The organism is Pseudomonas fluorescens (assembly GCF_902497745.1).
GTDB classification, from domain to species: Bacteria; Pseudomonadota; Gammaproteobacteria; order Pseudomonadales; family Pseudomonadaceae; genus Aquipseudomonas; species Aquipseudomonas fluorescens_BM.
Genome location: NZ_CABVHJ010000009.1, coordinates 39,819 through 53,452 on the forward strand (window position 1 = coordinate 39,819; position 13,634 = coordinate 53,452).

7 protein-coding genes and 1 other RNA gene are annotated in these 13,634 nt (G+C 60.0%); 6 read left to right on the forward strand and 2 right to left on the reverse strand.

Annotated elements, in window-relative coordinates; all coding sequences use genetic code 11:
• Positions 1–89: 89 nt before the first annotated feature.
• Both xdhB and xdhA read right to left on the reverse strand, forming a co-directional pair.
• Positions 90–2,489, reverse strand: a complete 2,400-nt coding sequence (xdhB, locus tag F8N44_RS15665; protein ID WP_150650932.1) for a xanthine dehydrogenase molybdopterin binding subunit — start codon at positions 2,487–2,489, stop codon at positions 90–92.
• The gene (gene xdhA, locus F8N44_RS15670; RefSeq protein WP_150650933.1) at positions 2,482–3,936 is read right to left on the reverse strand and encodes a xanthine dehydrogenase small subunit; all 1,455 of its coding nucleotides are present in this window, start codon (positions 3,934–3,936) and stop codon (positions 2,482–2,484) included. The genes xdhB and xdhA overlap by 8 nt, the downstream gene beginning before the upstream one ends.
• A gap of 268 nt (positions 3,937–4,204) precedes the next feature.
• Between xdhA and F8N44_RS15675 the strand changes: the two genes are divergently transcribed.
• The 6 genes from F8N44_RS15675 to ffs all read left to right on the forward strand — a co-directional run bounded on the left by F8N44_RS15675 (position 4,205) and on the right by ffs (position 13,577).
• The gene (locus F8N44_RS15675; protein WP_150650934.1) at positions 4,205–4,864 is read left to right on the forward strand and encodes a GntR family transcriptional regulator; all 660 of its coding nucleotides are present in this window, start codon (positions 4,205–4,207) and stop codon (positions 4,862–4,864) included.
• Between the two features lie 2 nt (positions 4,865–4,866).
• The gene (smc, locus tag F8N44_RS15680) at positions 4,867–8,355 is read left to right on the forward strand and encodes a chromosome segregation protein SMC (RefSeq protein ID WP_150650935.1); all 3,489 of its coding nucleotides are present in this window, start codon (positions 4,867–4,869) and stop codon (positions 8,353–8,355) included.
• Between the two features lie 259 nt (positions 8,356–8,614).
• The gene (zipA, locus tag F8N44_RS15685; protein WP_150650936.1) at positions 8,615–9,478 is read left to right on the forward strand and encodes a cell division protein ZipA; all 864 of its coding nucleotides are present in this window, start codon (positions 8,615–8,617) and stop codon (positions 9,476–9,478) included.
• A 160-nt stretch (positions 9,479–9,638) separates the two neighbouring features.
• Positions 9,639–11,996, forward strand: coding sequence for an NAD-dependent DNA ligase LigA (gene ligA / locus F8N44_RS15690; protein WP_150650937.1), 2,358 nt, complete (start codon positions 9,639–9,641; stop codon positions 11,994–11,996).
• Positions 11,997–12,182: 186 nt separating this feature from the next.
• Complete coding sequence (locus tag F8N44_RS15695) at positions 12,183–13,346, forward strand: putative zinc-binding metallopeptidase (protein ID WP_150650938.1); 1,164 nt, start codon at positions 12,183–12,185, stop codon at positions 13,344–13,346.
• A 134-nt stretch (positions 13,347–13,480) separates the two neighbouring features.
• An RNA gene (gene ffs, locus F8N44_RS15700) (signal recognition particle sRNA small type) lies at positions 13,481–13,577 on the forward strand.
• Positions 13,578–13,634: the final 57 nt, after the last annotated feature.

A 13,634-nucleotide genomic window follows, 5' to 3' on the forward strand; every position in this document is an offset into this window, starting at 1 on the left:
CGGGCCTCTTCGCGAGCAAGCTCGCTCCCACAGGGGAATGCATTCCAAATGTGGGAGCGAGCTTGCTCGCGAATGGCCGCGCCTCGGTCCTAGAGCGGAGCCAGCTCGGTCTCAGCTTCGACGGCTTTCACCGATTTCAGCTGACGCATCTGCTCACACCCCCACAACACCCGCTCCGGTGTCGCCGGCGCATCGATCTGCGGCTGATGCTTGTAGTCACCGAGGCTCGCCACCGCATCCTTGATCGCACACCACGACGCAATCCCGAGCATGAACGGCGGTTCACCGACAGCCTTGGAATGGAACACCGTGTCTTCCGGGTTCTTGCGGTTTTCCACCAGTTTCACCCGCAGATCCAGCGGCATGTCCGCCACCGCCGGGATCTTGTAGCTGGCCGGGCCGTTGGTCATCAGCTTGCCTTTGTTGTTCCAGACCAGCTCTTCCATGGTCAGCCAGCCCATGCCCTGGATGAAACCACCCTCGACCTGACCGATGTCGATGGACGGATTCAGCGAAGCGCCGACGTCGTGAAGAATGTCGGTGCGCAGCATCTTGTACTCGCCGGTCAGGGTGTCGACGATCACTTCGCAGCACGCCGCGCCGAAGGCGAAGTAGTAGAACGGACGACCACGCGCCTGGCTGCGGTCGTAGTAGATTTTCGGGGTCTTGTAGAAGCCGGTGCTCGACAGCGAGACCTGATTGAAATATGCCTGCTGGATCAGCGCTTCAAAGGTCAGGATGTGGTCACGAACACGAACATGGCCGTTGTGGAACTCGACGTCTTCTTCAGTCACTTTGAAGTGACGCGCAGCGAATTCGATCAGACGTTTCTTGATGATCTCTGCCGCGTTCTGCGCCGCTTTACCGTTCAGGTCAGCACCGCTGGAGGCCGCCGTCGGCGAGGTGTTCGGCACCTTGTCAGTGTTGGTCGCAGTAATCTGCACGCGATCGATTTCAACCTGGAACACTTCGGCCACGACCTGCGCGACTTTGGTGTTCAGGCCCTGACCCATTTCCGTGCCACCATGGTTCAGGTGGATGCTGCCGTCGGTGTAGATGTGGATCAAGGCGCCTGCCTGGTTCAAGAAGCTCGCGGTGAAGGAAATACCAAATTTAACCGGGGTCAGCGCCAGGCCTTTTTTCAGGATCGGGCTGTTGGCGTTGTAGCGCCGGATCGCTTCGCGGCGTTCGTGATACTGGCTGCTTTGTTCCAGTTCGGCGGTCATTTCCTCGAGCATGTTGTGCTCGACAGTCTGGTAGTAATGGGTGACGTTGCGTTCGGTCTTGCCGTAATAGTTGGCCTTGCGCACAGCAAGCGGATCGAGTTGCAGGTGACGGGCAATCGCGTCCATCACTTCTTCGATCGCGACCATGCCTTGCGGGCCACCAAAACCACGGTAGGCGGTGTTCGACGCGGTGTTGGTCTTGCAGCGGTGACCGTTGATGGTCGCATCGCCCAAGTAGTACGAGTTGTCCGAGTGGAACATCGCGCGGTCAACGATCGACGCGGACAAGTCCGGCGAGCAACCGCAGTTGCCGGCCAGGTCCATGTTGATCCCGTGCAGGCGCCCGGTGCTGTCGAAGCCGACGTCGTACTCGACGTAGAACGGGTGACGCTTGCCCGTCATCAGCATGTCTTCGACGCGCGGCAGGCGCATCTTGGTCGGCTGGCCGGTGAGGTGCGCGACCACCGCGCACAGGCAGGCCGGGCTGGCGGCTTGAGTTTCCTTGCCACCGAAACCACCGCCCATGCGGCGCATGTCGACGACGATTTTGTTCATCGACACGTCGAGCACTTCGGCGACCAGTTTTTGCACTTCGGTGGGGTTCTGCGTCGAGCAGTAAACGATCATCCCGCCGTCTTCAGTCGGCATCACCGAGGAGATTTGCGTCTCCAGATAGAAGTGTTCCTGGCCGCCGATGTGCAGCGTGCCTTGAATGCGGTGTTCAGCGGTCACCAGCGCAGAAGCCGAATCGCCGCGCTGGTGGGTGTGGCTGTCGAGGACGAAGTGGCGTTTGCGCAGGGCTTCGACCACGTCGAGCACCGGCTCGAGGTCTTCGTACTCGATGATCGCCGCCATCGCCGCTTTGCGCGCGGTTTCCAGATCTTTCGCGGCCACGGCGAGCACCGGTTGACCGACGAATTGCACGTCATCGATGGCCAGCAGCGGGTCGCCCGGCATCAACGGGCCGATGTCTTTCAGGCCCGGTACATCTTCGTGGGTGATGGCGATGCGCACGCCTTCGAAGGCATAGCACGGCGAGGTGTCGATGCTGATGATTTTCGCGTGGGCGCGGTCCGACAGGCGTGCGTACAGATGCAACTGGTTCGGAAATTCCAGACGATCATCGATGTACTGCGCTTCACCGGACACGTGCTTGGCGGCGCTGTCGTGCTTGACGCTGCGGCCGACACCAGAGGTCAGATCCTTGGCGAACAGTTCAGCCAGTTCAGCTTGAGTTTTCTCTACGCCGTGATGGTTAGACATAAGCGGTCACCCGAGTCTCGATGTGCGGTGTTTGCAGTTCGATGAAGTATTTGCGCAGCAGGTTCTGCGCGCTGAGCAGGCGATATTCCTTGCTGGCGCGGAAGTCCGACAGCGGGGTGAAATCTTCCGCCAATGCGGCGCAGGCGCGTTCGATCACGGTGTTGTTGAACTGCGCACCGATCAGCGCGGCTTCGCAGTGGGCGGCGCGTTTCGGGATCGCGGCCATGCCGCCAAACGCCATGCGCGCATCGGTGATCACACCGTTTTCGACGCGCAGGTTGAAGGCGGCGCAGACGGCGGAGATGTCGTCGTCCAGACGCTTGGAGACTTTGTAGGCGCGGAACAACTGCTCGGCGCTGGCGCGCGGCACGATGATCTTCTCGATGAATTCACTTTCCTGACGGGCCGTAACCTTGTAGTCGATGAAGTAGTCGTCGAGGTTCAGGGTGCGGCGGGTTTCGCCTTTGCACAGCACCACCTGCGCGCCGAGGGCGATCAGCAGCGGTGGCGAGTCACCGATCGGCGAGGCGTTGCCGATGTTGCCGCCGAGGGTGCCCTGGTTGCGGATTTGCAGCGAGGCGAAGCGGTGCAGCAGTTCACCGAAGTCCGGGTACTCGGCGTTCAACGCTTCGTAGCAATCGGAGAGGGCGGTGGCAGCGCCGATTTCGATGCGGTCATCGAAGGTTTCGATACGCTTCATTTCTGCGACGTTGCCGACGTAGATCATTACCGGCAGGGTGCGGTGAAACTGGGTGACTTCCAGCGCCAGATCGGTGCCGCCAGCGAGCAGGCGTGCTTGTGGATAAGCGTCGTAGAGATCGGCCAGATCAGCGACGGTCAGCGGCACCAGGCAGCGCTTGTCACCGCTGTTGAGTTCGCCGATATCGGTCGGCGCGATGGCTTTGAGGCGGGCGATGGTGTCCGCTTCGCGGGCATCGAACTGATCCGGTTGCTTGCCGCAGCACGATTGTTCGGCAGCGGCCAGAATAGGGCGGTAGCCGGTGCAGCGGCAGAGGTTGCCGGCCAGGGCTTCGTGGGCCTTGGCATGATCCGGTGCATCGCTGTTTTTTTGCAGGGCGAACAGCGACATGACAAAGCCGGGGGTGCAGAAACCGCACTGCGAGCCGTGGCACTCGACCATGGCTTTCTGCACGCTGTGAAGTTCGCCTTGGTGTTTGAGGTCTTCGACGCTGATCAGTTGTTTGCCGTGCAGCGACGAAACAAAGGTCAGGCACGAGTTGAGGCTGCGATAGCGAATGTGTTCGCGGCCAGCGTCATCCGTCTGTAATTCGCCGACCACCACGGTGCAGGCGCCGCAGTCACCGCTGGCGCAACCTTCTTTGGTGCCCGATTTACCGACGTGTTCACGCAGGTAATTGAGCACAGTCAGATTCGGGTCCAGGGCGTGCTCGCTACGGAGTTCCTGGTTAAGTAAAAACTGGATCACGGAAGGCCTCGCAGACTCATTATTGTTGTTAACCGACTTGAGCCGAATTTAGCAGGTCTGACTTTTCGGTCAATGGTTTTCTGACTTAAAGGTCAGGAAAAAGCATTTCGTCGATCAACAACGTGTCTATTCAGTATTGACCCTCAATGGATCTCCTGCTTTTTTGCGGGAATCGTGCCAAAAACCGCTGAGTGGGCACTCCGCCATGACCGTGCATTTGCGCTACACTGCGCCGCTTGTGCAGATCGATAGAGTTTGAAGGACAACCATGACGTTCAAGGCGCCGGACAGCCTCGCCGAGCAAATCGCTCACCACCTCGCCGAACGCATCATTCGTGGCGAAATGAAGCCGGGAGAGCGCATCCAGGAACAGAAGGTCACGCTGGCACTGAATGTCAGCCGCGGTTCGGTCCGCGAAGCCTTGCTGATCCTCGAGCGCCGTCACCTGATCGCGATCCTGCCGCGCCGTGGCGCGCACGTCACCGAGCTGACGCCGCACAAGGTGCAGAGCCTGTGCACGCTGATGAGCGAGCTGTACATCCTGCTCGGCAACTCGGTGGCCAATGGCTGGCAAGTGCAGTCCGACATGGCGCCGTTCGTGCAGATTCAGCAGCGCCTGAGCGCCAGCTACGAGCGTCAGGACATCCGCAGCTTCGTCGACGACAGCTTCAGCGTGATGCGCGCCGCCTATCCGTTCGCCAACAATCCGTACCTGCAAGAAACGGTCGAAAACCTGCAGCCGGCCATGAGCCGCGCCTACTTCCTCGCCCTCGAACAGCGCAAGGCCTCAATGAGCGAGTTCCTCGAACTGTTCGAACGCCTGCTCGCCGCCGTGCTCGCCCGTGATTTGCCGCAGATCCGCATCGTGCTGACGGCGTACGCCCAGCGCAGTTGCGATCTGGTGGTCTCCGCGCTGACGGTTGCCTAAGCGTGCGGCTCAAGTGCATCAAACTGGCGGGATTCAAATCCTTCGTCGACCCGACCACGGTGAACTTCCCCAGTAACATGGCGGCAGTCGTCGGGCCGAACGGTTGCGGCAAGTCGAACATCATCGACGCCGTACGCTGGGTGATGGGCGAGAGTTCGGCGAAGAACCTCCGTGGCGAGTCGATGACCGACGTCATCTTCAACGGCTCGACCAGCCGCAAACCGGTCAGTCAGGCCAGTATCGAGCTGGTTTTCGACAACTCCGACGGCACCTTGCTCGGTGAATACGCGGCCTACGCCGAGATCTCGATTCGCCGCAAAGTCACCCGCGACAGCCAGACCACCTATTACCTCAACGGCACCAAATGCCGTCGCCGCGACATCACCGATATCTTCCTCGGCACCGGCCTCGGCCCGCGCAGCTACTCGATCATCGAGCAGGGGATGATCTCCAAGCTGATCGAATCCAAGCCCGAAGACCTGCGCAACTTCATCGAAGAAGCCGCCGGCATCTCGAAATATAAGGAGCGCCGCCGCGAGACCGAAAACCGCATTCGCCGCACCCACGAAAACCTCGCGCGCCTGACTGACTTGCGCGAAGAGCTTGAGCGTCAGCTCGAACGCCTGCACCGTCAGGCCGAAGCGGCGAAGAAGTATCAGGAATTCAAAGCCGAGGAGCGTCAGCTCAAGGCGCAACTGTCGGCTCTGCGCTGGCAGGATCTGAATGATCAGGTCGGTCAGCGCGAGTCGATCATCGGCACTCAGGAAATAAGTTTCGAAGCGCTGGTCGCCGAGCAACGCAATGCCGACGCGGCCATCGAGCGCCTGCGCGACGGTCACCATGACCTGTCCGAACGCTTCAATCTGGTGCAGGGGCGCTTCTATTCGGTCGGCGGCGACATCGCCCGGGTCGAGCAGAGCATCCAGCACGGCCAGCAACGTCTGCGGCAGTTGCAGGACGATCTGAAAGAAGCCGAGCGCGCACGTCTGGAAACCGAATCGCATCTGGGCCATGACCGCACGTTGCTGCTGACCCTCGGTGAAGAGCTGGACATGCTCACCCCTGAGCAGGAAGTCACCAGCGCCGCCGCCGAGGAAGCCGCCGCTGCGCTGGAGGATTCCGAATCCGTCATGCACGGCTGGCAGGAGCAGTGGGACGCCTTCAACCTGACCGCCGCCGAACCGCGCCGTCAGGCCGAAGTGCAGCAATCGCGCATCCAGCAGCTGGAAACCAGCATGGAGCGTCTCGCCGATCGGCAAAAACGTCTCGGTGAAGAGCGCGCGTTGCTCTCGGCCGACCCGGAAGACGCGGCGATCATGGAGCTCAACGAGCAGCTCGCCGAGTCCGAAGCGACCCTCGAAGATTTGCAGACCAGCGAAGAAGCACAGGTCGAAAAACTCGAAACACTGCGCCAGGAGTTGCAGCAGGCGTTGACTGCGCAACAACAGGCGCAGGGTGATTTGCAGCGCCTTAACGGTCGCCTCGCGTCCCTCGAAGCCTTGCAGCAAGCCGCGCTCGATCCAGGCACTGGCACCGCCGAATGGCTGAAGGAACACAACCTCACCGAGCGTCCGCGTCTGGCCGAAGGCCTGAAGGTCGAGGCCGGTTGGGAATTGGCGGTGGAAACCGTGCTCGGCGCTGATCTGCAAGCGGTGCTGGTCGACGATTTCAGCGGTTTCGATTTATCCGGTTTCACCCAAGGCGATCTGCGCCTGCTCAGCCCGGCCAGCGATGGCGTGCGTGTGGCGGGCAGCTTGCTGGATAAAGTCGACGCGCAGATTGATCTGTCGCCATGGCTCGGTCAGGTCAAGCCGGTCGACAGCCTTGAGCAGGCGTTGACCTTGCGTGGGCAATTGAGCGCCGGCGAGAGCCTGATCAGCCGCGACGGTTATTGGGTCGGTCGGTATTTCCTGCGCGTGCGTCGTGCCAGCGAAGCGGAAAGCGGCATGCTCGCCCGGGGCCAGGAAATCGAAGCGTTGCACCTCGAGCGCGAAGAGAAAGAAGCCACGGTCGAGGCCATGGAAACCCGTCTGCAAACCCTGCGCGCACAACAGCGTCAGCAGGAAAACGGCCGCGAACATTTGCGTCGTTTGCTGCAAGACGAAGCGCGTCAGCAAGGCGAATTGAAAGCGCAACTGTCAGCCGGCAAAGCCAAGGCCGAACAGTTGACGCTGCGTCGTACCCGTCTTGATGAAGAGCTGGTCGAACTCGGCGAGCAACGCGAACTCGAGCACGAACAGATCGGCGAAGCGCGCATGCAATTGCAGGACGCGCTGGATGCCATGGCGCTGGACACCGAGCAACGTGAGTTGCTGCTGGCCCAGCGCGACAGCCTGCGCGAACGCCTCGACCGGGTGCGTCAGGAAGCGCGGCAGCACAAGGATCATGCGCATCAACTGGCCGTGCGTCTTGGTTCGTTGCGCGCGCAGCACGACTCCACGCGTCAGGCCCTTGAACGTCTGGAAATGCAGGCCGAGCGTCTGACGGAAAAACGCGAACAGTTGAGTCTGAATCTGGAGGAGGGCGAGGCACCGCTGGAAGAGCTGCGCCTGAAACTCGAAGAGCTGCTCGACAAGCGCATGACCGTCGATGAAGAACTGAAGACCGCGCAGATCGCTTTGGAAGATGCCGATCGCGAATTGCGTGACGCGGAAAAACGTCGGACTCAGGCCGAGCAGCAATCGCAGTTGATTCGCGGCCAACTCGAACAGCAACGCATGGAATGGCAAGCGCTGACCGTGCGCCGCAAGGCCTTGCAGGATCAATTGCTCGAAGACGGCTACGATCTCAACGGCGTGCTCGCGACATTAACCGCGCAAGCCAGTGAACGCGAAGCCGAAGAAGAACTCGAACGCATCAACGCGCGGATTCAGCGCCTGGGTGCGATCAACCTCGCGGCCATCGACGAATACACGCAACAATCCGAGCGTAAACGTTATCTGGATGCTCAGGACGCCGATCTGGTCGAAGCACTGGAAACGCTGGAAAACGTCATTCGCAAGATCGACAAGGAAACCCGCAACCGCTTTAAAGATACCTTTGATCAGATCAATGGCGGTTTACAGGCACTTTTTCCAAAAGTTTTCGGTGGTGGACGGGCGTATTTGGAACTGACGGGCGAAGATCTACTCGATACAGGGGTAACGATCATGGCGCAGCCGCCCGGGAAGAAGAACAGCACCATCCATTTGCTCTCTGGCGGGGAGAAAGCCCTGACCGCACTGGCACTGGTTTTTGCCATCTTCAAATTGAACCCGGCGCCGTTCTGCATGCTCGATGAGGTTGACGCGCCACTGGATGACGCTAACGTTGGACGCTACGCACGCTTGGTCAAAGAGATGTCGCAGACCGTGCAGTTCATCTATATCACCCACAACAAGATCGCCATGGAAATGGCCGAGCAGTTGATGGGGGTAACGATGCATGAACCGGGTTGTTCGCGACTGGTAGCCGTGGATGTCGAGGAGGCGATGGCGATGGTGGACGCCTGAGCCAGCGTGGTGTCGGAAAGGTAATTGAGGGTTGTAGGACTTTTTTACCGGGTTCGACTTGCTGGCCAATCGACATATTCGCGCAAGCCAATGAGACAGACGGTGTAAAGTTGTCTTTGGTCGTGCTAGTTTAATGTCAATTTTTCGTATACGTGGGCAAAACGCCTGTCAGAACATAGAGTTGGCGCCACGTTTTAAAGCGGTTTGCACAATGTAAACCCCTTATTTTTCAGCATTTTTTATAGAGGCACGGGATTACATGGAAATCGGTCTGCGCGAGTGGCTGATCGTCATCGGCATCATTGTGATAGCCGGTATTCTTTTCGATGGCTGGCGCCGTATGCGCGGCGGCAAGGGAAAACTGAAATTCCGTCTTGACCGAAGTCTGTCCAACCTGCCGGACGAGGACACCAGCGCTGAGCTGTTGGGCCCGGCCCGTGTACTGGATACGCATCAAGAGCCGCAATTGGACGAACATGATCTGCCGTCGGTGAGCATGCCGGCCCGCGAAGCACGCGAGCCTCGCGAGTCCGGCTCGAAACGTGGCAAGCGTGGCGGCAACGGCCCGGCTCAGGGCGACCTGAACCTCGACCTGGATCTGGACGGCGGCCCGAGCTTCAGCAGCCGTGACGACGACCTCGTTGAAGGCACCAAGCCTGCTTCGGCGGCGGTCGACAAGGATCAGCCACAAGCCGAAGAGGTATTGGTCATCAGTGTGATCTGCCGTGACGCTGCCGGCTTCAAAGGCCCGGCACTGTTGCAGAACATCCTGGAAAGCGGCCTGCGTTTTGGCGAGATGGATATTTTCCACCGTCACGAAAGCATGGCTGGCAACGGTGAAGTGCTGTTCTCCATGGCCAACGCGGTCAAGCCGGGCATCTTTGATCTGGACGACATCGACCATTTCAGCACCCCGGCGGTGAGCTTCTTCCTCGGCTTGCCGGGTCCGCGTCATCCGAAGCAGGCCTTCGACGTGATGGTGGCGGCAGCACGCAAGTTGTCCCAGGAACTGAACGGCGAACTGAAAGATGACCAGCGCAGTGTTTTGACCGCGCAGACCATCGAGCACTACCGTCAGCGCATCGTCGAATTCGAACGTCGCGCCCTGACCCAGAAGCGCTAAGGCCAAGATCAAAAGATCGCAGCCTCGTTTCACTCGACAGCTCCTACAGGATTGCGATGTCTGTAGGAGCTGCCGAAGGCTGCGATCTTTTGCTTCTGCTGCCAGAGATAGATGAATTAGAGCAGCCTCGGCTGCTCTTTTGCTTTATGAGAGAACACCCATGACCGCCGCCAAAAACCGCATTCTCGAGCTGCGCGCTGAACTCGATCAACACAACTACCGTTATCACGTTCTCGACGAGCCGAGCATTCCGGACGCTGAGTACGACCGGTTGTTCCACGAACTCAAGGCGCTGGAAGCGGCCAACCCGGAGCTGATCACCAGTGATTCGCCGACTCAGCGCGTCGGCAGCGTGGCACTGACCGCATTCACTCAGGTGCGTCACGAAGTGCCGATGCTCAGCCTCGGCAACGCCTTCGAAGAAACCGACATGCGCGAGTTCGATCGCCGCGTCACTGAAGGCCTGGATCTACCGGTCGGCGATCTGTTCGGCGGCAGTGCGGCGGTGGAATACAGCTGCGAGCCGAAACTCGATGGCCTGGCGGTCAGCCTGCTCTATCAGGACGGTGTGCTGGTGCGCGGCGCCACGCGCGGCGACGGCACCACTGGCGAAGACATCAGCGTCAACGTGCGCACCGTGCGCAACATTCCGCTGAAGCTGCACGGCGAAGGCTGGCCGGCGACCCTGGAAGTGCGCGGTGAAGTGTTCATGTCCAAGGCCGGTTTCGAGCGCCTCAACGCCTCGCAACTGGAAATCGGCGGCAAGACCTTCGCCAATCCACGCAACGCTGCGGCCGGCAGCCTGCGTCAGCTCGATTCGAAGATCACTGCTAACCGTCCGCTGGAGTTCTGCTGCTACGGCATCGGTCAGGTTTCCCACGATATTTCCGACACCCACATCGGCAACCTCAAGCAGTTGCAGAAGTGGGGCATGCCGATCAGTCACGAATTGAAACTGGCCAAAGGCATCGATGAATGCCTGGATTACTACCGCGACATCGGCGCGCGCCGTAACTCGCTGACGTATGAAATCGACGGCGTGGTGTTCAAGGTCAACAGCATTGCCGATCAGCGCGAACTGGGCTTCCGCGCCCGCGAACCGCGTTGGGCGATCGCGCACAAATTCCCGGCGATGGAAGAGCTCACCGAGCTGCTCGACGTGGAATTCCAGGTTGGCCGCACGGGCGCCGTGACGCCAGTGGCGCGTCTGAAACCGGTCAAGGTTGCCGGTGTGACCGTGGCCAACGCCACGCTGCACAACATGGATGAAGTCGCACGTCTGGGCTTGATGATCGGCGACACCGTGATCATCCGCCGTGCCGGTGATGTGATCCCGCAGGTGGTGCAAGTGGTCACCGAGCGTCGTCCGGAAAACGCGCGTGCGGTGCAGATACCTGAAAGTTGCCCGGTCTGCGGTTCGCACGTCGAGCGCACGCAACTGATCAAGCGCAGCAAAGGCAAGGAAACCGTCAGCGAAGGCGCGGTGTATCGCTGCGTCGGCCGTCTGGCCTGTGGCGCGCAACTGAAGCAGGCGATCATTCACTTCGTCTCGCGCCGCGCGATGGATATCGAAGGCCTGGGCGACAAGAGCGTCGAGCAACTGGTCGATGAAGGCCTGGTCAGTTCGCCGGCGGATCTGTATGCGCTGAAGTTTGACGACATCGTCGATCTGGAAGGCTTTGCCGAGGTCTCCAGCAACAAGTTGTTGGCGGCGATCGAAGACAGCAAGAAACCGGGGCTGGCGCGCTTCATCTATGCGCTGGGCATTCCCGATGTCGGCGAAGAGACCGCCAAGGTGCTGGCGCGCTCGCTGGGATCGCTGGAGCGCGTGCAGCAGGCATTGCCGCAAGTGCTGACCTACCTGCCGGATGTAGGTCTGGAAGTGGCGCACGAGATTCACAGCTTCTTTGAAGATGCGCATAACCAGCAGGTCATCACCGAGTTGCTCGGCCATGGTTTGCAGATTCAGGATCAGGGCGAGTTGGGCGCCGAGTTCGCCGCCAGCACCACGCTGGGTGGTTTCCTCGACAAGCTGCACATTCCTTCGGTCGGCCCCGGTGGCGCGCAGAAACTGGCGGACAAGTTCGGCTCGCTGGAAGCGGTGATGAATGCTGACTGGCTGGACATGCGTCAGGCCTTGCCGGAGAAACAGGCGAATTCGGTTCGCGAGTTTTTTGCCGTTCCGGAGCATCGTCAGTTAGCCGAAGAGTCCGAGAAGCAACTGCGTGATTTCGGAATGCACTGGCAGAGCGAGAAGAAAGTCGTCGAAGGTTTGCCGCTGTCCGGCGAGACCTGGGTGCTGACTGGCAAAGTTGAATTGATGAGCCGTGATGTCGCCAAGGAACACCTGGAAAGCCTTGGCGCCAAGGTTGCCGGTTCCGTGTCGGCGAAGACTCATTGCGTGGTCGCAGGTCCCGGTGCCGGCTCCAAATTGACCAAGGCCAATGAGTTGGGCGTGAAGGTGATGGACGAAGAAGCCTTCATCGCCTTCCTCAAAACTCACGGCGTCGCCGTTTAAGATCAAAAGATCGCAGCCTGCGGCAGCTCCTACAGAGCTAGTGTTCCACCACGATAACGCGGGTGTCCACTGATCTCCTGTAGGAGCTGCCGAAGGCTGCGATCTTTTGATTTTCCCACGCAGAGCGTTGGAACGATCAACCCGCAAGAATGATCTAGTCTTGGCAAGCCCCAGGGAGAGATCGCCATGCACCGCTTTTTCGAGCAGCTCAGTTCCCGCATCATCGCGCCGTTCATGGGCGAATCTTCGCGCAACAGCAAAGTCTGGCCGTGCCGCTGCGGCCAGTCGCTGTTCTTTCGCAACAGCCAGTGCCTGGCGTGTAATGCCCTGCTTGGTTATCAACCCGAAGAAAGTCGCCTGACCTCGCTGCAACCGGGGCCATACGCGGGCACCTGGATGCTCGACGCCGATCCCGACTCGGGATTGTTCCGCCGCTGCGCCAACCTCGACACAGCCGCCGCGTGCAACTGGCTGCTGCCGGCCAACGATCACGACAGCCTGTGCATCGCTTGCAGCCTCAACCGCACAATCCCTGACTTGTCCGACCCGGACAACCCCGAACGCTGGCGCAAAGTCGAAATCGCCAAGCGTCGTCTCGTCGCGCAACTGATCACCCTCGGCCTGCAAGTCGTCCCGAAAACCGTCGATGAAGACACTGGGCTGGCCTTCGATTTCATCGGTGTCGACCTCGAAGGCAACGCACCGATGACCGGCCACGCCAACGGCCTGATCACCCTCGACATCAAGGAAGCCGACGATGCTCACCGTGAACAGGTGAGGGCGGCGATGCACGAACCCTATCGTACGCTTCTTGGGCATTTCCGTCATGAGGTCGGCCATTATTACTGGGATCGCCTGATCGCCGACGGCCCATGGCTCGGCTCATTCCGCAACCTGTTCGGCGACGAACGCGCCAGTTACGCCGAGGCGCTTGATCGCCACTATCAGCAAGGCGCGCCACTCGACTGGCCGCAGCACTACGTCAGCGCCTACGCAACCATGCACCCGTGGGAAGACTGGGCGGAAACCTGGGCGCATTACCTGCACATGATGGACGCTGTGGACACCGCGCTGGGTTTCGGCATGAGCGCGCGGGAAATGGATTTCGACTACCAGCCGTTTCCGACCAGCACGCTGTACGACCCGGAGCATCCTGGCGGCGAGGCGTTTCTGTCGTTCGTCAACGCGTGGATTGAACTGGCCGGCATGCTCAACGAATTGTCGCGCAGCATGGGCCAGCCGGATTTCTACCCGTTCGTACTGCCAGCCGCTGCGATTGCCAAGCTGCACTTCATTCATCTGGTGATCCAGCAGGCAGGCGGCAGGGCGGATGAAGTTCTGGCCCTGTAGGAGCTGCCGAAGGCTGCGATCTTTATGTCCTTGAGCCCGTTCATATTTTTAATCTGCAACCAACGGTTGTAACTTCGTCTCAGATAGGTACAATGGCGCGGCTCGCCGATAGGCAAGCGTCGTTATGGTGACCCCATCGGTCCCCCCGCAACGATTACCCGTGAACCTGGTCAGAGCCGGAAGGCAGCAGCCACAGCGGGAACATTGTGTGCCGGGGTGTGGCTGGTGGGGTTACCACCTTAACGAACAATCGAACGCTTCAACCAGAACTGCATGGGTTTCACCCAC